This is a genomic window from Bradyrhizobium huanghuaihaiense, assembly GCF_025200885.1.
GTDB lineage: Bacteria > Pseudomonadota > Alphaproteobacteria > Rhizobiales > Xanthobacteraceae > Bradyrhizobium > Bradyrhizobium huanghuaihaiense.
The window spans coordinates 4674530-4698544 of record NZ_CP104172.1; the positions used below are offsets into that span (position 1 = coordinate 4674530).

Annotated in this window: 20 protein-coding genes and 1 tRNA gene; 5 read left to right on the forward strand and 16 right to left on the reverse strand. The window is 63.8% G+C overall.

Going from position 1 to position 24015, the window contains the following annotated elements; genetic code table 11:
* Positions 1-121 precede the first annotated feature (121 nt).
* The gene (locus N2603_RS22295; protein WP_260424040.1) at positions 122-346 is read left to right on the forward strand and encodes a hypothetical protein; all 225 of its coding nucleotides are present in this window, start codon (positions 122-124) and stop codon (positions 344-346) included.
* A 50-nt stretch (positions 347-396) separates the two neighbouring features.
* Here the strand turns inward: N2603_RS22295 and N2603_RS22300 are convergent, their stop codons facing one another.
* Together N2603_RS22300 and N2603_RS22305 are read right to left on the reverse strand one after the other, a co-directional pair.
* Positions 397-588 (reverse strand): hypothetical protein, encoded by a 192-nt coding sequence (locus tag N2603_RS22300; RefSeq protein ID WP_018641976.1) that lies wholly within the window; start codon positions 586-588, stop codon positions 397-399.
* A gap of 2395 nt (positions 589-2983) precedes the next feature.
* Positions 2984-3262: a hypothetical protein gene (locus N2603_RS22305; RefSeq protein WP_260424041.1), complete on the reverse strand. Its 279-nt coding sequence runs from the start codon at positions 3260-3262 to the stop codon at positions 2984-2986.
* A 448-nt stretch (positions 3263-3710) separates the two neighbouring features.
* Between N2603_RS22305 and N2603_RS22310 the strand changes: the two genes are divergently transcribed.
* A complete protein-coding gene (locus N2603_RS22310; RefSeq protein WP_260424042.1) occupies positions 3711-4217 on the forward strand; it encodes a hypothetical protein in 507 nt (168 codons plus the stop codon).
* Between the two features lie 456 nt (positions 4218-4673).
* A tRNA-Ser gene (locus N2603_RS22315) sits at positions 4674-4763 on the forward strand.
* Positions 4764-4814: 51 nt separating this feature from the next.
* Here the strand turns inward: N2603_RS22315 and N2603_RS22320 are convergent.
* The 6 genes from N2603_RS22320 to N2603_RS22345 all read right to left on the reverse strand — a co-directional run bounded on the left by N2603_RS22320 (position 4815) and on the right by N2603_RS22345 (position 11484).
* Positions 4815-5597 (reverse strand): hypothetical protein, encoded by a 783-nt coding sequence (locus N2603_RS22320; RefSeq protein WP_260424043.1) that lies wholly within the window; start codon positions 5595-5597, stop codon positions 4815-4817.
* Between the two features lie 375 nt (positions 5598-5972).
* Positions 5973-6158: a hypothetical protein gene (locus tag N2603_RS22325; RefSeq protein ID WP_018642006.1), complete on the reverse strand. Its 186-nt coding sequence runs from the start codon at positions 6156-6158 to the stop codon at positions 5973-5975.
* A gap of 525 nt (positions 6159-6683) precedes the next feature.
* A complete protein-coding gene (locus tag N2603_RS22330; RefSeq protein WP_260424044.1) occupies positions 6684-7007 on the reverse strand; it encodes a hypothetical protein in 324 nt (107 codons plus the stop codon).
* Between the two features lie 220 nt (positions 7008-7227).
* On the reverse strand, positions 7228-9078 hold the full coding sequence (gene ilvD, locus N2603_RS22335; protein ID WP_260424045.1) for a dihydroxy-acid dehydratase: 1851 nt from the start codon (positions 9076-9078) through the stop codon (positions 7228-7230).
* A 178-nt stretch (positions 9079-9256) separates the two neighbouring features.
* A complete protein-coding gene (locus tag N2603_RS22340) occupies positions 9257-10126 on the reverse strand; it encodes a VOC family protein (RefSeq protein ID WP_260424046.1) in 870 nt (289 codons plus the stop codon).
* A gap of 902 nt (positions 10127-11028) precedes the next feature.
* Positions 11029-11484, reverse strand: a complete 456-nt coding sequence (locus N2603_RS22345; protein WP_260424047.1) for a hypothetical protein — start codon at positions 11482-11484, stop codon at positions 11029-11031.
* On the opposite strand from N2603_RS22345, the gene N2603_RS22350 reads away from it, so the two are divergent.
* Complete coding sequence (locus N2603_RS22350) at positions 11464-13278, forward strand: TOMM precursor leader peptide-binding protein (protein ID WP_260424048.1); 1815 nt, start codon at positions 11464-11466, stop codon at positions 13276-13278. The two genes, N2603_RS22345 and N2603_RS22350, sit on opposite strands and share 21 nt — an antisense overlap.
* A 46-nt stretch (positions 13279-13324) precedes the next feature.
* Entirely contained in the window at positions 13325-14749 is a 1425-nt protein-coding gene (locus tag N2603_RS22355; RefSeq protein ID WP_260424049.1) for a SagB/ThcOx family dehydrogenase, read from the forward strand.
* A gap of 50 nt (positions 14750-14799) precedes the next feature.
* Here the strand turns inward: N2603_RS22355 and N2603_RS22360 are convergent, their stop codons facing one another.
* The 8 genes from N2603_RS22360 to N2603_RS22395 all read right to left on the reverse strand — a co-directional run bounded on the left by N2603_RS22360 (position 14800) and on the right by N2603_RS22395 (position 23950).
* Positions 14800-15660 carry an ABC transporter permease gene (locus tag N2603_RS22360; protein ID WP_260424050.1) on the reverse strand — a complete coding sequence of 287 codons (861 nt, stop codon included), beginning with the start codon at positions 15658-15660 and terminating at the stop codon, positions 14800-14802.
* Entirely contained in the window at positions 15657-16586 is a 930-nt protein-coding gene (locus tag N2603_RS22365; protein WP_260424051.1) for an ABC transporter permease, read from the reverse strand. The genes N2603_RS22360 and N2603_RS22365 overlap by 4 nt, the downstream gene beginning before the upstream one ends.
* Positions 16586-17572, reverse strand: coding sequence for an ABC transporter ATP-binding protein (locus tag N2603_RS22370; protein WP_260424052.1), 987 nt, complete (start codon positions 17570-17572; stop codon positions 16586-16588). The genes N2603_RS22365 and N2603_RS22370 overlap by 1 nt, the downstream gene beginning before the upstream one ends.
* Positions 17569-18552, reverse strand: coding sequence for an ABC transporter ATP-binding protein (locus N2603_RS22375; protein WP_260424053.1), 984 nt, complete (start codon positions 18550-18552; stop codon positions 17569-17571). The genes N2603_RS22370 and N2603_RS22375 overlap by 4 nt, the downstream gene beginning before the upstream one ends.
* A gap of 2 nt (positions 18553-18554) precedes the next feature.
* A complete protein-coding gene (locus N2603_RS22380) occupies positions 18555-20192 on the reverse strand; it encodes an ABC transporter substrate-binding protein (protein WP_260424054.1) in 1638 nt (545 codons plus the stop codon).
* Between the two features lie 29 nt (positions 20193-20221).
* Positions 20222-21037 (reverse strand): sugar phosphate isomerase/epimerase family protein, encoded by an 816-nt coding sequence (locus N2603_RS22385; RefSeq protein WP_260424055.1) that lies wholly within the window; start codon positions 21035-21037, stop codon positions 20222-20224.
* A gap of 459 nt (positions 21038-21496) precedes the next feature.
* Positions 21497-21880, reverse strand: a complete 384-nt coding sequence (locus N2603_RS22390) for a GrlR family regulatory protein (RefSeq protein WP_260424056.1) — start codon at positions 21878-21880, stop codon at positions 21497-21499.
* 36 nt (positions 21881-21916) lie between these two features.
* The gene (locus tag N2603_RS22395; RefSeq protein ID WP_260424057.1) at positions 21917-23950 is read right to left on the reverse strand and encodes an NAD(+) synthase; all 2034 of its coding nucleotides are present in this window, start codon (positions 23948-23950) and stop codon (positions 21917-21919) included.
* Between the last annotated feature and the right edge of the window lie 65 nt (positions 23951-24015).

Here is a 24015-nt window from a genome sequence, read left to right on the forward strand (position 1 = left end):
CAGGCGCGTGTGTTCACCGCTGCCGCCAGCTCCGTGCCAGCCAGATCAGCTACCGGAGAGCGTTAACCGTCTATTAAGCAGACTCAGCGCCGCATGGCCGGGGGACATCGAGAGCTGACGCATGAACAGAGAGCTGCGGGAGTTTCGACGACTTGAACGCCTCTGCCTGGAGCAGGCCGCCCTTTCCACCATGGACCTGGCACGAAGCGGGTTGCTCAAGGTCGCCAACGACTGCCGCGTCGCGGCCGAAGCGATCGAGGCACAATCGCCCCGCGGTGCATTCGCAGAAGCCGTCCAGGCGCTCAAGCTGGCCTTGAGCGTGAAGAGCACGTCCAAGCGGCACTAGGCGTCGGGCGGTGGATCCAGGCGATATCGGCGGGCTGCGGCCGGGCGCCGTCAGCCCTTCGCGGCCGCAGCTTCACGTGCGAGCCGCTCGGCCCTCAGCCGTTCCTTGTTGGCGTAAAACGCCTTCTGCGCCGCTTCGTGATCGCGCATGGCCTTTTCGGCCTCGATCCGGCGAGCCGCATCGCGCGCCTGGCGCTGTTCGGGGGTCAGGGGTTTGCGTCGGAAGGAAAGGTCTTCAGTCATGGCGAGACAACGCGGAGGTGAGGAATGAGTTCCGCGTGTCGGATCCCGCGTGCTGCGAGGCGAACCGAAATGCCTGCCTTTTCAGGGTGATACCGGCAGAAGCTCACGCCCGGACCGGCCGGCCCGCCCACAGCGGAATCGGAGCCGTCCATCCCACCTGAAGGCCGCTCAAGCAAATGGCGAAAACAACCCCATGCACAGTAGCTAAGTCGTGTTGGCACAACGACTTTTTATGCACCCACGAAGGCCCGTCTGGCCCGTCAGGCACAACAGTGGCATCCCGGCATTTTCGGAAAATCCGTCACCGCTGCCAGGGACGCGAGCCGATAACGGTTCGGTGAAGGAAACCACTTGCCTGCCCGCGCGAAGCATCCCGGAAACAGAGCGCTGCTAGTTTTTCCCGGTGTTTCAAGGGGAGACTGACGATGATTGCTCTCAAGGTGATGGCGCTTACGCTCGGTGCTGGAATTGCTTTCTGGATGTACTCAGGCGAACTCGGCGCCGACGTCGTGCTTGCCATCCTGGCCTGCCTCGCCTGACCAGAAAGACCCGCTGGGCCGGCAGGTTTACTGGGGACGTCATTCGGGATCGCCAGCCGGGCCTACTCTCATCTCGATTTCCCGACACGACCATGAGCCTCGCAGGTTCTGCTGCGCCCGCTCCAAAACGGTCGTCCACCCATCGCAGGGCAAGTTCGATTTTGTGAATTGGCGACCTGTGTCGCAACCGGACTGACGTCCTGCGCAGTCCCAAACGGTCTCCATCATAAAAACGGCCCCGCTCTCTCCGGGCAGAGAAAGCAAGGCCGTGCATTCCCAGATTTGCGGCCGATAGGGGCTTCAATGGACACGGCCGCACCGTGGAGCTTACATGATTCCCGATCGGTCGTTGCCACTTTTTCCCGCAAGGCGCGTCGTTCACGAGGCCAACAAAAGCGTCCTCCCCCGCGAAGACATTCAACGCATTTGTCCTCGAGAAGGACAACCCATCACCGAGCCGGTCAATGCCCTTCCTCGTCAGGAACCTTACCCGCGCACTCGAATTCACAGGCAATGAAGCGTCTGGTTTTCGGGCTTGCGGCGCTTTGCGGCACGCTGCTTTTGGCGCTGGTCTGGCTTGGCCAGCACGAACGCCAGGCAGCCATTGAGCGACTGGAGAGGTACGAATTCTCGCCCCGCTAAGACGCAATGAGCGCCCCTTGGTGTCGCAGCACTGTGACGGCAGTCGCGGTCGATCTGGTATGGCTGGAGCCGCGCAGCGCTAGAGCACGGGTCGTAACTTCTCCCCCGCCTGCCTTTTGCCCCGGATTGTTGATGGCGGCGTTCGCGGAATCCAGGGCGTCGACGCGCCAACTGAGCGCTCCGAGCCGATCGGATATAACAGCTTCCGCTCACCGCCTTGCGCTGCCACTTTGCGCTGCAGATCCGCGAACTCATCGGCGAGCTTCTGCCGGCTCGCTTGATTGTCCGTGACCGTCTCCTCAAGGCGGCCAAGAGCCTGCGGTGCCTGAGCCCCGCACTTCGCGAGCTCGCGCGCAGGTAGCCCCCAGGACCGGACCATGCTGTACCAAAGGTCAGGTTTCGCTTGCAGGTTGACATTTGATAATGCGGGAACTTTCGGCAATTGGGTACGTTGCCTCTGCTGCTGATGATCCAGCTGTCGTCATCCCTCCGTCTGAGGAACTGCCGGTGAACCGGGAATTAGAGGAATTCCGCAGACTCGAACGCGCTTGCAGAGAGCACGCGGCCATTGCTTCCTTCGACCTTGAGCGCGAGGGTCTTCTCAAGGTGGCGGAGTATTATCGGAACGCTATCGAAGCCCTGCAACGCCGCCCCACTGCCGACAGCCCCCCGTAAACGTCTCCCGCCAGCTCGGCGCGGTCGCCCCTTGCGACTAAGCGGGATGGCGCGCCCAAACCGCCTAAAAGGCGCAAGCGCAACCAGTACGCCGAGGTATGAATCAAGGTCAACGGTGAAGTCGATGACATCACCAGCAGACGCAAGGCCGATGTATTTCGTAGACCAAGTGCAGTTAACAAAGATCGGGCCAAGCCGACGCCTACATGCTCATTGAGATGATGGCTGCCAAGCCCAGGGCGGCTGCACCCCACGCCAGCGCATGCAACATCCAAGGCCGCATTGTCATTGTCGCCTCCCAGCGGATGGGAGGATGCGGGCGGCTCGCGTGAGCTACTTGAGATAAATCAAAGACTAAAGATTATCGCCGTTGCGGCGGCCACGGTGAAAACACCAGCGCCAATGGCAAGCACACCCACTAGTAGCTCTCTACCCATGCCCTATCCTAACCTAAGTTACCTCAGGCCTGGCTATGCAGTTTGTGCCAGATTGTCCCGGAGGCAAAAGGAAGGCCCAAGCTGTGTTTCGATCTGGCCGCTCTATCCTGAAACTGGACCGGCTAACATTTGAAGGCCAGCGCAGTTGACGGCAAGGTCCGGCTCCGGCTGTGCGACACCGCTCTTGGTTGCCGAGTCATCAGCAAAACGCTTAGGCGGCATCCTCAGATCGTCGGCTGACTGATGATCTCCCCGCGTCGTCCGCTGCTGTTCCAACGTCTCTACATGCTGAAGAATCATTCGGCGCAGGTCCGGGTCTTTGATCTTCTGAAATGCCAGGATTAAACGAAACAGATCATGATGGTCGGCTGCTAATGCCATTCGGAAAAACCTTTTCGACGAATCTAAATCACCAAACCAGCATTTATGCATGCTCTTAAATGTTTATGAAGCCACTACTGAGGCAGCGACCCGCGTTACGCACCAATCTCTCCTAGACGTCTGCATGGGCTGGCTCAATGTTGTGCAACAGCTTCCTGTTTAGGCAGGCATAAAAATATCGCTCAATTTATGCTGCTCCGGGGCATTTTTAACTGAAAGGATTTAATCATGAGAATTGCTGCCGTGATGTCGATCGTCTTCTTGAGCGTTTCCTGCTTCCCGGCGGACGCACAAGACTTACCGGAGCACACTGTTCTGGCGTTCAATCTGCCCAGCTGTCCGAAAGGGTGGCAGGAGTATGCACCTGCTGCCGGGGCTCTTGTTGCCGGGGTCGGCAATACATTCCAGCTGGGCGCAAATGGAGTAAGCCCAAGCTTTACAGTTGCAGATGCCGGAGGCGGAGCATCGGCGCCCAAATCAAGAGTGGCAGGGCTTCTGTTCTGTGAGAGAAACAAAAATCGGCGATAGACTTCACCCTGAAAAGGCCTCGCCCTCGCTCGCGAAAAGCGAGGGCGGTGCATCCACAGAGCAGCGCGTCTTTTGTGCGCTCACTGAGAAGTTACCTCATCTATCCGCTGAATCTGATTTCCCAGGTCCAATTACCACTTTTTCTCGGTTGAGCCGGTTTCGGGTGAGAGCGGCCTGTCTAATCTGCTACGGGCCAACGCCCCCTAGCGGCTTTTTTGCCAACCGCAGCTTTGCCCTTGAAAACAGCCCCGGGTTGATTCAGATTCTCAGAAGAGGGATCACCGTGGAGACGACGATGGCTACCATCGGTACCGTGGCTTTTCTCCTGCTCGTCAGCGTGGCGATGCTAGCCAAGGCGCGTTTCAAAGAGCGCGCGTCCTGGCGCCGTCAGATGACTGACAACGCTATGCGGGCCATGGGCAACTAGGGATCTGTCGACCCACCGCCGCTAGCTGCCTGGCAGGCCTGCCCGGCCTGGAACATCCCGACCTCGTCTCTGCTGGCATCGCCGGAAATGGTGATGTTCATACTGTTATTGTTGGTTGTCCCACCCATCTCAACCTACCTTCACGCTCGCGCGAAGAATGTGGCGCCTGATCTCCAGCGCCGCGGGCCGCGTCTGATCATCAGTCCCCCACCACCATACGGGGGCGGCCCCTCAAGATCGTCCCAAAGCGGCGGCGCGTGCCATGGCGGGAGTGCACGTCTCGGGCATGCGAAGCCAGACATCTCCTTGCGTGTCTACGCCCACTTGTTTAGGAACGACGACGGCAAGGCGGCCGCGGCGATCAATGCGGCGCTGGCACGCTAGGTGCCATTCGGGTGCCAATTTCGTGGTTTGTTCTCTCAGAACCTACCGCTAAGCACTTGAAATTGTTGAGATGGAAGGGTGGCCGAGTGGTTTAAGGCACCGGTCTTGAAAACCGGCGTGCCCGCAAGGGTACCGTGGGTTCGAATCCCACCCCTTCCGCCAGTATCGAGCCATTGCGCCCGGCCCGGCCTCACAGCGATATCGACCGGCACCTCAACGCAGCGCCAAGCGCGCGCTGATCTCACCATCCAGCACGAGGTCATCGCGTGCGCCGAGCAGCCAAAGCTCGTCCGCCTCGACCCGCAGCAAGCTCCGTGACCACCAGCGCTCGATCATCGCCGCGAGAATTGCGGCCTCGTCGGCGTCGAGATCGTCCATCAGGTTCCAGAGTCCGACCACGTAGAGATCCGTCGTCGGGCGACCGAGCACGTGCTGGACCGCATGGAAGAGGTTCGCGCCATCGCGCTGCTCGGGATAGACCCGAAGATAGAGCCGTCCCCGATTCACATTCCCGGAGAACAGCCCCCGGACCTCGGCCCGGATGGGTCCGAGCCCGGTCAGAGCCGAGCGACGGGCGGGCTCGATGGCCGGCGGCTCGGAGCCGAGGCCACCGCAGATGGTGGCGTGCAGACGCTCCCGCCGCCTGTCCATCACGTGCCACGCCACCTTGTTCGCAAAGGGAGCCGTCCGCAGTTCCGCATCAAGCGCCTGGTAGGCCGGCGAGGCTTCGAGTGCGCCGGCCGAGATGGGCAACACCACGGAGTAGGCCGTGGGGTGGCGTCCCCTGTCGTAAGAGGTGCCCTCCTTCGCTGCGATCACGCGAGGATCGTGCGGAGCGACCAGAGGCAGATGCGCCAAACGGTAGGCATCGTCGAGCAACATGCCTTGACCGGCGGCGAAACGCGTCCGGCTGCGCTCGTAGGCGAGTGCGTCGTCACTGCAAAATATGTCCGGGTCGAGATTGAGATGCCGTTCAGTCTGAAGCACAGGGGTCATTCTCTCTCTGTGAATGGTCAGGGTCGCAACACCAAGGCTGAACCCATATCTGATCGACGCGAGCGAACCGGCAACCGAGAAGATCAAAGGGCGTGCGGTTTCGTTCCGCCAATGGGTTAGAACAGCTCCGCCGAACCTGGCAAGCTGACACCACGGGACCCTTCGGTTGCACCGACACGGAGGGGAATCTAGAGCACTGCAAATCCGAGGTACGCCGGTTGCCCCATCGCGAGCGACCTTGGTTCGATGGCAAACGTTGAGTCCGGGCTAAGCGTAAGCCTTGCTCGCCCGGCAACTCTGGCCCCAGCTCCTCCTGTCACTGAGTTGGGGCCGTTTCCTCAAAACGCGACAAGCGCTCGTTGTTGCGCCCGCTGCTTAGCGGCCCCCCGCGCGCGGGGACATCAGGATACGTAGCAACTGTTCGGCGCGCTCCTTCGTCAAATTGGCCGCCATGTCGGTCCCGATCAGTGCTGGGCCCATCCGCTCTCGATCGTAGACCATCCAACCTTTGCCTCCCATTCGAATGAAAAACCTGCTCTGCATCGGCTCTTTGTCAGTCATTGGTGACCCCGGTTGCTCGACGAGCAAGGAAAGGCGGCCATGCTTCTGCTTGCATTAATCTGTGTGAATCGGATCGGGAAAAAATGGCAAAGTTCCGCTCTGAAATGGCATCGCAATGTGTTGAAGCGAACAGAACCGCGCCGGAAGCGCGGAGTAAGCTATCGATCGCTTGGCCTTCCCCAAGAGTCCAAGCACCTCCAGCGGCCCCGGCCTTACCTCAAAAGCCCCCCACCACAGCCGGGGCCGCCCTGTGGCTGTCGATAACCCCATGATCGACCGCGCAAGCCAACGCGAAATTGGCGGGCTCGCGGCGGCCTCCCCTCGTCCCATGGAAATCGCTCTGTCAGGCGAGTGTCAGCCAGGTGCCCTAGCCTTGGCGGGACCGTCGACACCGCCCAGGGCGTTGCCGGTCGCGGGGTCCGGCTGGAGTTTCTGCTTCAGGTCCGGGCCCCGTTGCTTGCGGCCAAAAGAAAGCGCGGCGCCCGAGGGAGCGCCGCGCGAAATTCGTTCGCTGCTGCGTCGGCGTCAGTAGCCGCAGGATGCGCAGCCCATCTGCACCGGGGCGTAGTAGGAATAGCCCGGCGAGACCATTTCGACGCGCTGGCGCGTGGCGTATTGCGGCGGGATGCGCTCGTACTGGACGCCCGGCGGCGCCACCATCACGGTCTGCGGCACCATCACGGTGCGGTACTGCGCGGGCGTGCGATGCGCGACGACGGAGCCGGGCGACACCATCACGGTCTCATCGACGGCGCGGTATTGCGGCGGAACGTATTGCTGCTGATAGCAGGTCGTGCACGGCGGCGGCGTGTAGCAATTGTAGCAGCCGGCGGAGGCTGCGTCCGTCATCGAAATCGCGGCGACGACTGTTGAGAAAACGACAGCAAGAGTACGAGACATTATGCGGTGCCCCAGTTGCCCGAAATGGATTTGCGAAGGTGGCCGCAGTATACGCCGTAATACCTTGCTGTGCTGAAGTTCGTCGAGGCATCCTTAATGCGAACGGCCGGCTTTCGCCGGCCGTTCAGAACTTGTTGACCATGCACGTGAGGCGCGAGCGATGCAGCGCTCAGTTCGAGCGACGCTTCACCTCGCGCACAGCGCCGCGCGCGGCGCTGGTGGTGAGTGCCGCATAAGCCTGCAGCGCGGTCGAGACGTTGCGCTTGCGGCCCGTCGCCTGCCAGGCGGCATCGCCCTTCGCCTCTTCCGCGGCGCGGCGGCTGGCGAGCTCCTCGTCGGAGACCTCCAGCGTGATGCTGCGGTTCGGAATGTCGATGGCGATGACGTCGCCTGTTCGCACCAGACCAATGTTGCCGCCTTCGGCGGCTTCCGGCGACAGATGGCCGATCGACAGGCCCGAGGAGCCGCCCGAGAAGCGCCCGTCGGTGACGAGCGCGCAGGCTTTGCCGAGGCCCATCGATTTCAAATAGCTGGTCGGATACAGCATCTCCTGCATGCCGGGGCCGCCGCGCGGGCCTTCGTAGATGATGACCACGACCTCTCCGGCCACGACCTTGCCGCCCAGAATGCCTTCGACGGCGGCATCTTGGCTTTCGAACACGCGCGCGGGGCCCGAGAACTTCAGGATCGAGGCGTCGACGCCGGCGGTCTTCACGATGCAGCCGTCCTGCGCGAGGTTGCCGTAGAGCACGGCGAGGCCGCCGTCCTTGCTGAAGGCGTGCTCGAGATCGCGCACGACGCCCTTCTCGCGGTCGGCATCGAGCTCGTCGTAGCGCCGCTCCTGGCTGAAGGCGACCTGCGTCGGGATGCCGCCCGGCGAAGCGCGATAGAACGTGCGCACCGCCTCGCTCTTCGAGCGCTTGATGTCCCAGCGCTCGAGCGCATCGTTCATGGTCGGCGCGTGCACGGTCGACACCGAGGTGTCGATCAGGCCGGCGCGGTCGAGTTCGCCGAGAATGCCCATGATGCCGCCGGCGCGATGCACGTCCTCGACATGCACGTCGGCGACGGACGGCGCGACCTTGCACAGCACGGGCACGCGGCGCGACAGCCGGTCGATGTCCTGCATGGTGAAGGCGACCTGCCCTTCATGGGCGGCGGCGAGCAGATGCAGCACGGTGTTGGTCGAGCCGCCCATGGCGATGTCCAGCGTCATCGCGTTCTCGAACGCCTTGAAGTTCGCGACGTTGCGCGGAAGGACCGACGCATCGTCCTGCTCGTAATAGCGGCGGACGAGATCGACGATGGTGTGGCCGGCCTCGACGAACAGCCGCTTGCGGTCGGCATGGGTCGCGACAACCGAGCCGTTGCCGGGGAGCGCCAAGCCAAGCGCCTCGGTCAGGCAGTTCATGGAGTTCGCCGTGAACATGCCCGAGCAGGAGCCGCAGGTCGGGCAGGCCGAGCGCTCGATCACCTTGACGTCCTCGTCGCTGACCTTGGAATCCGCCGCGGCCACCATCGCGTCGATGAGATCGACGGCCTTGGTCTTGCCCTGCAGCTTGACCTTGCCGGCCTCCATCGGCCCGCCGGAGACGAACACGGCGGGGATGTTGAGCCGCAGCGCGGCCATCAGCATGCCGGGCGTGATCTTGTCGCAGTTGGAGATGCAGACGAGGCCGTCGGCGCAATGCGCGTTGGCCATGTACTCGACGCTATCGGCGATCAGTTCGCGCGACGGCAGGCTGTAGAGCATGCCGTCGTGGCCCATGGCGATGCCGTCGTCGACTGCGATGGTGTTGAACTCCTTGGCAACGCCGCCGGCCTGCTCGATCTCGCGGGCGACGAGCTGGCCGAGGTCCTTGAGGTGGACATGGCCGGGCACGAACTGGGTGAAGGAGTTGACGACCGCGATGATCGGCTTGCCGAAATCTGCGTCCTTCATGCCCGTCGCGCGCCAGAGGCCGCGGGCGCCCGCCATGTTGCGGCCGTGGGTGGTGGTGCGGGAGCGATAGGCTGGCATGGCGGTTTCCGTCCTCGGGTTTGGGGCCGGGCGGGAAAATGGGAGCCGCCTCAGGCCTTTCCGGCCGGATACCGCACGGGCCGGGCCGGCGCAACGGGAACTTGGGCCGGACAGGGCTCCCCTGCTCCCGGCGCGGGCTGTTGCAGGGTCGCGTCAGCGCCGGACAGAGACGCTGCAGCTAGCGCTTCGGCTTGGGCAGCACAATTCTCCCCTGGGAGGCAATGCCCCCCCACTTGGCGGACCAGCCGATTTCCGAAGCCGAGGATGGCTCAATGCTGGTCGGACCCCGGGCCCCCTGCAATGCAAACAAGGCGCCCTGGGGATCGACGCATCGTGCGATCCAGCAGCCATCAGGCAATTCGATCGGACCCTGAAGGATCCGGCCTCCGCCAGCGTTCACATGTTTCATGGCAGCACTGATGTCGTCGACGTTGAAGTAATGCAGCCAGCTCGGCTGCGTTACGCTCGGAAGTTTCGTGAGCATTCCGCCGACCGTCTGGCCACCCGCCGAAAACAATTGATACCAGGCCGCTGGTTCGCTTTGAGCATCGGCCTTCTGCCAACCGAATAGTTCTCTGTAGAAATCGAAGATCACGGTCCGGTCGGTAGCCAGTAACTCATGCCAGCCGATACGCCCCGGCTCGTCCAGCCGGCCCGGTTTCCGTCGGCCATAGGTCGGTTCTTTGATCAGCCCGAACGTCGCCTCCTGCGGATCGGCAACGACTGCTATGCGACCAATATTGGTGTCGGTCGGCGGCACAAGGATCGTGCCTCCAAGACGCCTGATCTGCGCGGCGGTCGCGTCCAGGTCATCGACGGCGACGTATCCCATCCAGCGCGGCGTCGCCCCCAATCTCCGCCCCTCCTCCGGGATAACCATAAGTCCGCCCAGCGGAGCGCCGCCGCTACGAAGCACCATGTAAGGTAGATCCGGGGTCGATTCATCCTTCACGCCCCAGCCGACGGCCTTGCGATAAAATGCGCCCGCCGCTGCGACATCCGTGGTCAGGAGTTCATACCAAGCGAAACACCCTGATCGGTCTGCCACCCAGAACTCTCCGTTCAAGATTCGATGCGCTTGCGGCACTGCAGCAAGCTGCACGCGCACCGAGAGCGTGGATCGTTGACGCGTTGTGTCAACTGGCTGTGCTGATTGCCGTTCATGAAGATGAATACATCCGAACGTGCAGCGCCGCGCTTTTGTGCGCGTAATTGTTGCTCGCGTTATTTCCTGAGCGTAGACTTACCGCGGCTGGGATGCTTCTTGCAATGCTCGGAGGGTCGACCATGCGGCAGGCGAAGAAGACCTCTAAAGGGAAGAAGCGAGTAACCAAAGTCGCCGTGCCGGCGTTCGGAGCGGCAGGGTTGACGTTCTCGCTGGCGGGAGGCGCATCGGCGTCCGCCGTGCCGACATCCGACGTGCAACAATTGCCGCACTCTGGAACGGGTCAGGCAATCACGCTCGATGAAGAGGAAATGGCTGACGTCAGCCTCGCCACCTTCCATCTCTTCGACAAGGAAAACGCCGGTAGCCGCGTGCAGCTGGCATGGCGCGGATGCGGCGGTTGCCGCGGCTGCAGAGGCTGTCGAGGTTGCCGTGGTTGCCGATGTGGCGTTGGTTGCCGATGTGCGGGTTGTGCTGTCGGCTGTGGCGTTGGTGTGGTGGGATGCGCCGTATCATGCGCGGGTTGCTGCGCATCGTGGGGCCGCTGCCGCTGGTGCTAGACCCCCGGCGCGTTCCGAACGTCAAATTCGCGGGTTGATAGGTCATTGGCCGGCCTCAAGAAAGGGTCCGGCCAATTGCTTGATTTCGCTACGACGCTCGCATCGGCGGCTTGCGGGTGAGAGCTGAATTCGTTTCAATTCTCTGGGAAAATGCCGGCGCGCGGTCGTGACGATCCATCTTGCGCCGGCGATCTGGCGTGACGGCAACAGGATCAGCGTGCTGACTCAATGACTGCAATTGGCAAGACCCGCGTTGCGCGGCAGACCCGCAAAGACATTCTCCGATTTGCACCGAACTTCACCGCTTACGTACTGCCTCCCGACGCGGTCTGCCTTTATTCTGAGGACCGCAAGTTCTTCCTGCACGGCGAGCTCTACTGCGCCTTGGCCACCGCGATCGGAAAACATGGCAAGGCTTGGCCGGAGATCATTGGCCAGCTTTCGAAGCACTTTCCGGCCAACAAGATCGAGGAAGCGATCAAGCGGCTCCTCGATCGCCGATATGTCGTTGCGCGGAACCCAAAAGCATTCGACGACGCCGTCGGCGGTTTCCTGGCGAGCCTCGGCATCCCTTTGGAGGTCGCCGAACAAAATCTTCGCAATTGCCCCGTCCAGATCGAGACGATTGACGTCAAAGGCGCCAGGGAGCTGACCGCGGCGTTGAGCAAGCTCGGTGTTCAAATCGCCAAGCGAGCGCCGAAGTTCACGATCACGCTGGCGAACGACTATCTCGACCGGCGACTTGCTGAACTGAACCAGGAACGCGTGGCCGGCAAGACGCCCTGGCTGCTGGTGCAGCCATCCGGCGCGTTTCCGCTGGTCGGGCCCGTGTTCAAACCGGGCGAGAGCGCCTGCTGGACCTGCCTGTTCGATCGCATGATCCGCAACCGGGAGATCAAGGGGTTTCTTGATCGGGGACCGGCGCGTGCGGTTGCCATATCGCCGCTCGTCAGAGAAAGCGTCGGCCAGACTGGAATCCATTTTGCGGCCGTCGAAATCGCCAAGGCAATTGCATCGGATTTTCGTACCGATTTGTGCGATCACATCGCAAGTTTCGACCTCACCGGCGCCGCCATCGCCAAGCACTACGTGACGCGACGTCCACAATGTCCGACCTGCGGCAGCAGGAAGCTGAACAACCCGCGCCGATCTCCGGCCCTGGTCGAAATTGCCGAGGGCAAGAGGCTCGTCATGACCAGCGGTGGATATCGCACCGTGACGTCGCGGTCGACGGTGTCGCGCTTCCGCAAGCATGTGAGCCCGCTGACAGGGGTGGTGACCAGGCTCGAACGAATCGACGTCGACCTGCCGATGAACACCAACTACTTCGCGCAGCATAATTTCTCCGCGCCCGCCCACAGCATCGACCAGCTCAGGTCCGGATTGAGCGGCGGCAGTTTTGGCAAGGGCTCGACCGCCGAGCAGGGCGAAGCCAGCGCGCTGATGGAATCGATCGAACGCTATTCGGGCATTTTCCAGGGCGATGAGATCAGGACGATGCGTCGATTTGCCGATTTCGCGCCTGGCGACGCGCTTCTTCCCAACGATGTCCAGCTCTTCAGTGAAACGCAGTTCAAGAACAGATTTCTCCAGCAACCGGACGATCCCCATCCGGTTCCAGAGCCGTTCGATCCTTCGACGAGGACCGAGTGGTCGCCCGTCTCATCGTTGCGCGACAAACGCTTCAAATATCTGCCGACGGGGCTGCTGTACTTCTTTTATGGCGGCTTCCATACGGATTCCAACGGCTGCGCGGCCGGCAACACCCGCGACGAAGCGATTGTCCAGGGCTTCCTCGAACTGATCGAGCGCGATGCCTACGCGATCTGGTGGTACAACCGGGTGCAGCGCGCCGAGGTCGACCTCGAGCAGTTCGACGATTTCTATGTCCGGGATCTCCGGACTCAATTTACGGAAGCCGGGCGCAAGCTGTGGGTGCTCGATGTCACCACCGATCTCGGCGTTCCGACTTACGTGGCGATCATGCACTGGATGCAGAATGGAGACGAGCATATCGAGTTCGGCTCCGGCGCGCATTTCGACCGCCGCATAGCCCTGCTGCGCTCCCTCACCGAGCTGACCCAATTCATGTCCGTCAGCATGATGGGCGGTGCGAGCGGCGAAAAGCCGACCCTCGACGGTGTTACCCCGCTGCGCCTGGAAGACTACCCGTTCCTGACACCGAGCGATCGCCCGATCGTCCCCCCGGCGCCGAGCCTCGAGCTTCACGGCAATACGCGTGACCAGGCCATCGCCTGCGTCGAGATCGCCGCCCGTGCGGGCTACGATTTCCTCGTCCTCGACCAGACACGTCCCGACGTAGACGTTCCGGTCGTCCGAGTGCTCGTTCCCGGCTTGCGTCATTTTTATCGCCGCTTCGCGCCGGGCCGCCTTTACGATGTGCCGGTGAGGCTCGGATTGTTGGACCGGCCGCGGCTCGAAAGCGATCTGACTTCATTCCTTCCACACACCTGAAGGCCTGCTCGTCGTGCGTGCTCCCCGGAAAAAGCCGACCAGGAAGATGGCGCCGGAGATTGCTGCCCGATTGAGCCATCGCTTTTCCCTCCAGATGCAGCCGGACGGAAACATCGCCGCCTCTCTCGGCGACTATTCCGTCAACCTCGGGCAATTCAGCGAGGCTGCGATAGACCGGGCGCGACATCTGAGCACCGGCCTTCCGCTCGCGTCTTTTGCAGGCAAGAGCATCCTCGCCAGGGAAATCGACGCACTGGTGCATCGCTTGGCCCGGCAAGGGCTTCTGGAATACCGCCTCTCCTCTTCGCGTGGCACGCAGGACTTCGTGGTCATCGAGCCCCAAGTCCCCGAATACTGGCCGCGGCGCGCGAAGCTGGGCAGTCGTGACACCATTGTGCTATCGCGCTTTGCCTTTCTGCGCCGGCGCGGCAACGAGTTGGTGCTGGAATCGCCACGCGCCGGCGCGTTGTTCCGGATTGGCGATCCCGCCATCGCCGCCACCCTTGCTGCGCTGTCGCAGCCTCGGAAGATCGGCAAGCTCAACCAGAAGATGGCTTCCTCCACCCTCCATCTGCTCGAACTGTTGCTGGACAGCCAGATCCTGCTCAAGCTCGATGCGAAAGGCGGCGACGGCTTGCGGGTGAATGAAGGCGACGGCAATCTCGTTCTCTGGGATTTCCACGATCTGGTGTTTCACACGCGGAGCACGGAGGGTCGGCAAGCCAACCCGGTCGGCGCCGCCTTCACCTATGCCGGCGTCGTTCCGCCGTCACCGGCGGTGCGTCCGCCCTGGGCCGGCAGCAAGATTGACCTGCGCAAATTCTCCTCCGCGGAGCCAAACTCCCACTTCCCGAAGCTGCTGCGCGAACGCCATTCAACACGGGATTTCGACGACAAGCATCCGGTCACGCTCGGCGAACTCGCACAGTTTCTCGACACCACCGCACGCGTCGTGTCCGAATGGAAGAGCGAACCGTATTTCGAGGGCGGTTCCGAAGTCACCTACAGCACAAGGCCTTATCCGTCGGCGGGCAGCGCGTACGAACTCGAATTGTACCTTACCGTCGCGAACTGCGACGGGCTTGCGCGCGGACTCTACCACTATGATGCAGGGAGCCATGCGCTAGTCGCGATCAGCGCCTCCCCCCAACAACTCAAGGCGCATTTGGCCGCTGCCCAATTCGCCATGGACGCGCCGGGTCAGCCACAAATCCTCATCACGATCGCGGCGCGTTTTGGGCGGGTCTCCTGGAAATACAGCTCGATCGCATATTCGTTGATCCTGAAGGATGTCGGCAGCCTGATTCAGACGCTTTACCTGGCGGCGACCGACATGGGCCTCGGCGGCTGCGCCATTGGCAGCACCAACATCGATCTGTTCGCGAAAATGACGGAGCTGGAATTCCATATCGAGGGCCCGGTCGGTCAATTCGCGCTCGGGCGCGGCAAGAAGCCGGAGGTCCAAGGCTAGACCAAGGCTAGAAGCGGCGGCAAATCGGCCCACGGCTCCAGCCAGTCGCGCTATTGCAGCGTCGGATCCAGCCGGTCGCGCAGCCAGTCGCCGATGACCGAGACCGCCAGCGTGGTCACGACGATGGTTGTCGCCGGAGCCAGCATGATCCAGGGGGCCCGGGTCAGGTACTCGCGGCCATAGCCGACCATGTTGCCGAGGCTGGTCATCGGCGGCTGCACGCCGAGGCCGAGAAAGGACAGGCCGGATTCCATCAGGATCACCTCGGGGAAGACCAGCGTGGTCGAGACGATCAGGGTCGAGGCGATGTTGGGCAGGATGTGCCGGAGGTAAATCCGCGACGGCGTCGCCCCGAGTTGGCGGACGGCTGCGGCATAGCCTTGCGCATTGGCGGAGATGGCAAGGCCCCGGGCGATGCGGGCATAGCGCTCCCAGCCGAACAGGCCCATCAGGCCGATCAGCAGCGGCAGCGAATTGCCGAAGAAGGCGAGCACCGCGAGCGCCATGATCAGGAAGGGCATGCTGGCCTGGAAGTCGGTCAGCATCAGCACGAGCTGCTCGACGGCCCCGCGGAAATGCGCGGCCAGGAAGCCAAGCGTTGTGCCGACGATGGCCGAGATCGCGGTGGCGCCGAAGGCGATCAGCAGCGAGATGCGGATCGACACGAGCAGCCGCGACAGCACATCGCGGCCGAGCTCGTCGGTGCCGAGCCAGTGCGCGACATTGCCGGGTGCCGCGAGGCGGTTGCGCAAATCGAGCTGGGTGAAGCCGTAAGGGGCGATCTTCTCGGCAAAAGCAGCGATCAGGAGCATCGCGACGATCCAGGTGATCGCGAGACCGACTGAGACCGGAATCGCCGGCAGGCTCATGCGGCGGCGGACAGCCGTGTCCTTCAGCGTGGCGTCGGTCATGCGTGGGCCCCCTTGGCGCGCAGGCGCGGGTCGAGGAAGCCGTAGAGGAAGTCGACGACCAGGTTGGACGTGACCATGGTCATCGCGACCAGCAGCAGGATGCATTGCACGACCGCGAGGTCGCGATTGGCAACCGCAACGACAAGAAGCCGCCCTACTCCCGGCCAGGCAAACACGCTCTCGACCACGACCGCGCCGGCGATCAGCGTGCCCACCATGAAGCCGAGAATGGTGACGGTCGGGATCGCCGCGTTCGGCAGCGCATGCGATGTCACCACCTTGCGCCACGGCACGCCCTTGGCGGAGGCCGTGCGGATATAGGGCTGGCCCAGCACCTCCAGCATCGCGCTGCGGGTGAAGCGCGCCAGCACCGCGGCGCCGCCGAGGCTGAGCGTCGTGATCGGCAGAATGGCATGGCGCCAGCTGTCCTGTCCGCCCGAGGGCAGCAAGCCGAGCTGCACGGCGAAGACAAGGACCAGCAGCAGCGCGAGGACGAAACTCGGCACGGTGAAGCCGGCGACCGCCGTCATCATCACCGCGCGATCGATTCCCGAGCCCCGATGCAGCGCCGCGTAGATACCGGCGGGAACGCCGAGCGCGACCTTGAAGAAGAAGGCCGGCAGCGTCAGCGCAAGCGTCGCCGGGATGCGCTCCAGCACCAGCTCGATCGCGGGCCGCCCGTCGCGCATGGAGCGGCCTAGCTCGCCTTTGGCGATCGCGCTGAAGTAATCGAGGTACTGGAACCAGATGGGATCATCGAGGCCCCAGGCTTTTCGGAAGGCGGCGATCACCTCGGGCGGTGCCTCCGGTCCCAAAATCATCAGGGCAGGATCGCCCGACAGCCGCAGCACGACGAAGGCAAAGGTGACGACGAGCACGATCGTCAGAGCTGCGCGCCCGATGCGAATGGCGAAATAGCGTCCCATCACGCCGCGTCCCGCGTTTGGGCGCCGGTGACGAGATGGCAGGCGACCTGTCTGTCACCGCCGACGGCCGAGAGCGCCGGCACCTCGCTCGCACAGCGCGCGATGGCGTGCGGGCAGCGCGGATGGAAGGCGCAGCCTTGCGGGCGCGCGGCCGGGTTCGGCGGATCGCCAGCCAGCACGATGCGGCCGGCACTGCGACGGCCTGGTGCGGGCGAGGCCGAGACCAGCGCCTGGGTATACGGATGCTCGGGCCGCGCAAAGAGATCGTCGGCGCTGCCGACCTCGACGATGCGGCCGAGATACATCACCGCGACGACGTTGCTGATCTGCCTGACGACGCGCAGATCGTGGCTGATGAACAGCAAAGTCAGCCCGAGTTGCGCCTGGAGATCGCAAAGCAGGTTCACCACCTGCGCCTGGATCGAGACGTCGAGCGCGCTGACCGGCTCGTCGCAGACCAGGAAATCCGGCTTCGTCGCCAGCGCCCGCGCCAGCACGATGCGCTGGCGCTGTCCGCCCGAGAGCGCGCCGGGATAGCGCGCGCCATGCGCCGGCGTGAGCTCGACTGCGCGCAGCAATTCGCGCACCCGCTCCTCGCGCATCGAGGGTGTGCCGACGCCGTGGATGTCGAGCGGCTCGCGGATCTGTGTGGCGACCGGCAGCCGCCGGTCCAGCGCCCCCAGCGGGTCCTGGAAGATCATCTGCATGCGGGCCCGCTGCGTGCGCCACGCGGCCATCCCTAGCGCGGCCATCGGCTTGCCGCCAAACCGCACCTCACCGCGGTCGGGCGGCTCGAGGCCGAGCACGATGCGACCGGTGGTGGATTTGCCCGAACCGGACTCGCCGACGAGGCCCAGCGTCTCACCTTTGGGAATCGTGAGCGACACGCCGTCGACCGCATGCACGGCCGTGGCTCGGCCGAACATTCCGGAGCGCATGCTGTAGCTGCGGGAGATCGCGCGGACCTCGACGAGCGGTGCGCTCATTCGGCGGCGATCCCGAGCAGTGCGCGGCGAGAGGCCTCGGCGCGGATGCAGGCGACGGTGCGGTCATTGGCAATGGGCGCGAGGGTTGGTGCCGCAAGACCGCACGGATCGGTCGCCAGCGTGCAGCGCGGCGCAAAGGCACAACCGGTCGGCATGTGCGCGGGATCGGGCACGGTGCCGGGAATGGCGGTGAGACGACGGCGCGGTCCGTCGAGCGGCGGCAGCGCGCCGATCAGGCCCTGCGCGTAAGGGTGGACGGGATCGGCGAAGAGCTGGTTGCTGGGGGCCTGCTCGACGATGCGGCCGGCATACATCACCGCGACACGGTCGCAGTTCTCGGCGACGACGCCGAGATCGTGGCTGATCAGCACCATCGCCATGTCCATCTCGCGACGGATGGTGGAGAGCAGCTCCAAAATCTGCGCCTGGATGGTGGCGTCGAGTGCGGTGGTCGGCTCGTCCGCGATGAGGAGGTCCGGATTTCCCGCGAGCGCCATCGCGATCATGATGCGCTGGACCTGACCGCCGGAGAATTCGTGCGGATAGGCCGACAGCCGCCGCGCCGCATCGGGGATGCCGACGAGATCGAGCAGCCGCTTCGCTTCGGCCTTCACGGTCTCGCCCTGGAGATCGCGATGCAGCGCCAGCGCCTCACAGAGCTGCTTGCGGATGGTCAGCACCGGGTTGAGCGCGCTCGCCGGATCCTGGAAGATCATGGCGACCCGCCCGCCCCTGACGCGGTCGAGCTCGGCGGCCGGCGCGCCCAGCAGTTCGCGCCCGTCGAGCTGCACTGAGCCCGAAATCTTCGCATGCCGCGGCAGCAGGCCGAGTGCGGCGAGCCACGTCACCGACTTGCCGGAGCCGGACTCGCCGACGAGGCCGAGGGCCTCGCCCTTGCCGAGAGCGAGGTCGACACCACGCAAGACCGGCACGCCGTTGAAAGCGACGCTCAGGCCTTCGATGCTGACCAGCGGCGACACCTTCAGGCCTCGAAATTGCCGGCGCGGAAATCCATCGCGAAGGCGGGCGAGGCCTTCCACTTGATCGATTTCGGCTTAGCCGTGAAGGTCGCGTTCTGGTGCAGCACCGTATAGGCGGGGTCCTCGCGCTCGGCGATCTCCAGCATGCGGCGGAACGCCTTCTTACGCGCGGCGCGATCGGTCGAGGTCTCCAGGAATTCCGAGAGCGTGTTCAGCTCGGCATTGGTCCATTCGCCGATCTGCTGCTGCTGGCCGTTCGGCCCGTGCTGGGCGACCAGCGAGGACACCGGATCGTTGAAAGCAGCCGAGTTCGACCAGTCGCGCACGGCGCGGGTCGGCGCCCGCTCCATGATCTGCGACCAGTTCTCCTTGGTCTCGATCTGCACGTTGAGGCCGACCGACTTCCACATCTCGACCAGGATTTGCGCGGTCGCGACCTGGTTGGTGTAGTAGTTGTTGAGCAGCCGGTAAGGGATCGGATCGCCCTTGTAATTCGCCTGCTTGAGCAGATCCTGCGCGAGCTTCGGATCGTAAGCCGGCACGCTCCAGTCGGCGTTGAACATGTCGCCGTAGAATTCCCACTGCAGGCCCTTCGGCACGCGGGTGCGGCCGGCCCACAGGCTGTCGACGATCGCCTGGCGGTCGATCGCATGGGTGAAGGCGCGCCTGACAAGCGGATTGGCGAGCACGGCGTGGTTCTTGTCGAACACGGTCAGGCGGTGGTTGAGGATGGTGCCGCCTTGCACTTCGAAGGCGGCATTCTTCTCGATGCCGGCGATCTGGTCCGGCGGGATGTCGCAGGCGAACTGGTATTCGCCCGACAAGAGGCCGTTGATTCGGCTTGCCACTTCCGGCACTTCGAGGAAGCGGATGCGCTTGAGCGGCGGGCGGCCGCCCCAATATTCGTCGTGTGCTTCCAGCGTCAGCGACACGTCGGGCTTGAGCTCGACGACCTTGTACGGACCCGTCGTAACAGGCTTGCGCGCCCAGTCGAGATAGCTCGCGGACTCTTCCCAGGCGCGGCGGTTCATGATGTCGGAGCCGTAGCGCGACAGCCGGCCTTCGATGGTCACATCAGGCGTCGCGTTGTAGAAGCGCACCGTGTACTTGTCGACGGCGTCGACGCGGACGAGGTCCGGCCAGATACGGCGGGCGACGGCCGGCACATCGGGCGGCAGCTCCTTGCCGGGACGCGGCGTCGGGATCTTCTCGAAGGCCTGGATGGTGGAGCGGCTCTTGGCCTCGGTCTCGCCGAACATGCGCTGGCGGCTGAAGGTGAAGACGACGTCTTCGGCCGTGAGTTCGTCGCCGTTGTGGAACTTGACGCCCTGGCGCAGCTTCACCTCGACGGTCTGGTCGTCGATGCGGCGCCACTCGGTGGCGAGGCCCGGCACGGCCTCGAGGCTGCCGCGCCAGTTCTTGGAGATCAGGCCCTCCCAGATCGAGGAGAAGAACACGCGCTCGCCGACATTGGACTGCTCGCGCAGCACGTCAAGCACGTTCGAATTGGTCACCTTCTGTACGGCGATCGTCACCGACGGACGGTTGTCGGCCTGACCGATCGCAAAGCGCGGCAGGAGAAGCGTGCTCGCGGCAGCGCCGCCGGACTTCAGGATGGTGCGACGGGTGAGTTTGCTCATGGCTTAAGCCCTGCCCTCTGTGATGTCGGTTATTCGGCGAGACCGAGCGCGGCGAGATGGGCTGCGCCCTTGCGGACGTCGTCGTGGTTGCGGAGCTCGAGGATCAGCCGCGGGTTGGAGGTCAGCCGTCCCAGCGCGCGGAACACGGCGACCCACGGAATATTGCCTTCGCCCGGCGCCCAGTGCCGGTCGGCAAAGCCGTCGGTGTCCTGGAGATGCACATGCGTCAGCATGTCACCGGCGGTCTCGACGTAATAGTCGACCGGCGGCGCGCCGGTGGAGATGTGGGCGTAGTTGGCATGACCGGTATCGAGCGAGACGCGGACCTTGTTGCTTTCGAGCGCCTTGGCGAGGCGCACGCGGTCGCGCGGATCCTTGTCCTCGATGTTCTCGATGACGATCTCGCAGCCGATCGTCTCGGCGCGCGCGATCACTTCGGCGAGCGTCGCCTTGACGCGCTCGACGATATTTGCGCGGTTATCGGGATACAGATCGAGATTGTTGTGGTCCCAGGTCGTGAACGGCGAATGGATCACCATTTGCGTCGCGCCGAGGAACTCGGCGGCTTCCAGCCCCTGCAGCAGGCGCTTGGTCACGGCCTGGCGGATCATCGGGTCGTGGCTGTCGATCTTGAAGCCCCAGAAAGGCCCATGAATGCCGAGCCGGCCGGTGTGACCGGCAAGCATCTGCTTGATCTCGCCGGCCGCGCTACGCCAGTCACCGTCGAGCAGATCGGCGCGGAAAAAATCCTGGATCTCGAGATCGCGCTGCCGCTCGAGGAGCCAGTCGCGATGCGCGGGGATCGATCTGATGGACAATGCGGCGCCCAACACCGGCTTCGACATGGCTTGCTCCTTCGGTCGTCAGCGATGACGAGGAGCAGCGCTAGACCAGTTCAATGACAGGCCCGTGAAACCGAGATTCGGCCGCGTCGAGCAGATGTGGACATCCTGCGCATCGCCAGCATCGATCTTGTGCAGCCGTGCTGCCGTCGATGCAGGCACGTGCAGTTTGCCGCAGAAGCAAGCTCAATCGTGTCCGTAGTGATCCGGAATGGAATCCTATTTCGATCTCGCGTACATCGCGCGACATCGATCGGCGGCCACTTCCAGGGGCATCACCCTCTGATCGCGCACCAAGGGGTTGGGGGACCACATGGGGCGGGGGATCGAAGGCTGGGGCAAGGTTGCGAGGTCCGGACTCCTAGGCACTCCGGACCTCGCGCTTTCCAGCAGCGCGAGCACGCCAGCATATCCCTGAATCCACATATGCTTGCCGCGACGAAGCTCGAGGTGAGCGTCAGCTCACATCGCATCCTTCAGCGTCAGCCGCGCCGTGAACGTCACGCTGGTCTTGCCGACCAGCGCCATTCCCTCGACTTCGGCGCCGCCGGGGAAATAGTCGCCGGAAAAACCGCAGGTCACCTCCCTGCCTCCGAAGGCGAGCGTCCTGCCGACTGCCTCGGTGTGCTGATTGACGATCATGTCACCGCGCCACTTGCCGTTCCGGAAGGTGTAGCTGCCGGTGTAATAGAAATAGCTGTCGCCACCCATGATGCGGCCGTCGCAGAGCACGACCACGCCTTTCGCCTGCCCGCGCTTGCCGTCGCGCATTTCGATGTCGAAGATGTAGAGGCCGTTGACGACGCTGGCCCCTTCACCCGCTTCCGCGCTTTCACCGGCCGACATCAGATCGCTCCCAGCAATATCGATCCGCCGCGCCAATCAGTTCGGCACGTTGCGCTCGAGATCCTCGAGCCAGGCCGCGGCGCTCGAATCCGACGGCGCACGCCAGTCGCCGCGCGGCGACAATGAACCGCCGGCCGACACCTTCGGACCGTTCGGCATGGCCGAGCGCTTGAACTGGCTGAAGGCGAAGAATCGGCGCAGGAACACCTCCAACCAGCGCCGGATCTCGGGAAGATCGTAGGCCCTGCGCTTGTCGTTCGGGAACGCCGGTGGCCATTCGCCCTTGCCGACGTCCCTCCACGCCTGGAGCGCCATGAAGGCGATCTTGGACGGCCGCATGCCGAAGCGAAGCGTGTAGAACAGGTTGAAATCCTGCAGCTCGTAAGGGCCGACCGAGGCTTCCGTGCTCTGCGGCTTCTCGCCGGGCTGCACGGGCACCAGTTCGGGCGAGATTTCCGCGGCAAGGATCGAGCCCAAGGTCCGGTTCACGTCGCCGCTGAACTGCTTCGAGGCGATCACCCAGCGGATCAGATGCTGGATCAGCGTCTTCGGCACGCCGGCGTTGACGTTGTAATGCGCCATCTGGTCGCCGACACCATAGGTGCACCAGCCCAGCGCGAGCTCGGAGAGATCGCCGGTTCCAATGACGATACCACCGTGATGATTGGCGAGGCGGAACAGATAATCCGTGCGCAGGCCCGCCTGCACGTTCTCGAAGGTGACGTCGTAGACCTTCTCGCCCTTGCCGAAGGGATGGCCGATGTCCTTCAGCATCTGCGTCGCCGTGGTGCGGATGTCGAGCTCCTGCCCCGTCGTCTGCAACGCCTTCATCAGCGCCAGCGCATTGGTCTTGCTCTCGCTGCCGGTGGCGAAGCCGGGCATGGTGTAGGCGAGGATGTTTTCACGCGGCAGGCCGAGCAGATCGACCGCCTTGGCGGCGACGATCAGCGCATGCGTGGAGTCGAGGCCGCCCGAGACGCCGATCACGACGCGCTTGGTGCCGGTCGCGCGCATGCGTTGCACGAGGCCGGCGACCTGGATGTTGTAGGCCTCGTAGCAATCCTGCTCGAGCAGGCTCTCGTCGCTCGGCACGAAGGGAAAGCGTTCGACCTTGCGCAGGAATCCGATATCGGCGGCCGGCGGCTTCAGGGCGAACGTCACCTTGCGGAAGAAGGCCTCGCGCTGGCGCCGGTTGTCGTCGAACGTGCCCATCAGCGCGCGCTCCTGCCGGAGCAGATCGAGGTCGACATCGGCATAGGTGATCTGGCCGCCCTGGCGGAACCGCTCGCCTTCAGCCAGCAGCACGCCGTTCTCGTAGACCGAGGTCTGGCCGTCCCAGGCCAGATCCGTGGTCGATTCCCCGGCGCCCGCGGCGGAATAGACATAGGCCGCGAGACAGCGCGCGGAGGTCGATTGGCACAGCAGCGCGCGCGAGCGGGCCCGGCCGATCGTGATCGGGCTGCCCGAGAGATTGATCAGCACGCTGGCGCCCGCCAGCGCGAGCTCCGAGGCCGGCGTCACCGGGATCCACATGTCCTCGCAGATCTCGACGCCGATGGTCAGGCCCGGGACGTCCTCGGCCGCGAACAGCAGGTCGACGCCGAACGGCGCGTGCAGACCGCCAAAGGCAATGGCCTCGCCGGCGATGCCGGCGCCGGAGGCGAAATGGCGTCCCTCGTAGAACTCGCGGTAGGTCGGCAGGTAAGATTTCGGCACGACGCCAAGGACGTTGCCGCGATGGATGACGACGGCGCAATTGTAGATGCGGTGGCCAAAGCGCAGTGGCGCACCCACGATCAGCACGGTCATTAGAGCGGTCGAGGCCTCGACGATGCTGGCGAGCCCGCGCTCCACAGCATCAAGCAGCGGGTCCTGCTTCACCAGATCTTCGATCGCATAACCGGACAGGCACAGCTCGGGAAACACGGCCACCGCCACCGACTGTTCGTGGCAGGCATTGGCCGCCGCCAGGATCGCCTTCGCATTGGCCGCGGGATCGGCCACATGGGAGGTGGTCACGCAGGCTGCCACGCGCGCAAATCCGTGGGTGTAGATCGAGTGGAAAGTCATCGAGCGCAGTACCCTTAAATCTCTTCCGGCCGGCCGCCGCCGTCAGCTCCGGTCATATGTAGCCC

Bases quoted from the DNA above. Each gene is read 5' to 3' on its own strand.
- N2603_RS22295 (WP_260424040.1), top strand. From the start codon at position 122: ATGAACAGAGAGCTGCGGGAGTTTCGACGACTTGAACGCCTCTGCCTG.
- N2603_RS22300 (WP_018641976.1), bottom strand. From the start codon at position 588: ATGACTGAAGACCTTTCCTTCCGACGCAAACCCCTGACCCCCGAACAG.
- N2603_RS22305 (WP_260424041.1), bottom strand. From the start codon at position 3,262: ATGGCATTAGCAGCCGACCATCATGATCTGTTTCGTTTAATCCTGGCA.
- N2603_RS22310 (WP_260424042.1), top strand. From the start codon at position 3,711: ATGCCGGAGGCGGAGCATCGGCGCCCAAATCAAGAGTGGCAGGGCTTC.
- N2603_RS22320 (WP_260424043.1), bottom strand. From the start codon at position 5,597: ATGACCCCTGTGCTTCAGACTGAACGGCATCTCAATCTCGACCCGGAC.
- N2603_RS22325 (WP_018642006.1), bottom strand. From the start codon at position 6,158: ATGACTGACAAAGAGCCGATGCAGAGCAGGTTTTTCATTCGAATGGGA.
- N2603_RS22330 (WP_260424044.1), bottom strand. From the start codon at position 7,007: ATGACGGACGCAGCCTCCGCCGGCTGCTACAATTGCTACACGCCGCCG.
- ilvD (WP_260424045.1), bottom strand. From the start codon at position 9,078: ATGCCAGCCTATCGCTCCCGCACCACCACCCACGGCCGCAACATGGCG.
- N2603_RS22355 (WP_260424049.1), top strand. From the start codon at position 13,325: ATGGCGCCGGAGATTGCTGCCCGATTGAGCCATCGCTTTTCCCTCCAG.
- N2603_RS22360 (WP_260424050.1), bottom strand. From the start codon at position 15,660: ATGACCGACGCCACGCTGAAGGACACGGCTGTCCGCCGCCGCATGAGC.
- N2603_RS22365 (WP_260424051.1), bottom strand. From the start codon at position 16,586: ATGGGACGCTATTTCGCCATTCGCATCGGGCGCGCAGCTCTGACGATC.
- N2603_RS22370 (WP_260424052.1), bottom strand. From the start codon at position 17,572: ATGAGCGCACCGCTCGTCGAGGTCCGCGCGATCTCCCGCAGCTACAGC.
- N2603_RS22380 (WP_260424054.1), bottom strand. From the start codon at position 20,192: ATGAGCAAACTCACCCGTCGCACCATCCTGAAGTCCGGCGGCGCTGCC.
- N2603_RS22385 (WP_260424055.1), bottom strand. From the start codon at position 21,037: ATGTCGAAGCCGGTGTTGGGCGCCGCATTGTCCATCAGATCGATCCCC.
- N2603_RS22390 (WP_260424056.1), bottom strand. From the start codon at position 21,880: ATGTCGGCCGGTGAAAGCGCGGAAGCGGGTGAAGGGGCCAGCGTCGTC.
- N2603_RS22395 (WP_260424057.1), bottom strand. From the start codon at position 23,950: ATGACTTTCCACTCGATCTACACCCACGGATTTGCGCGCGTGGCAGCC.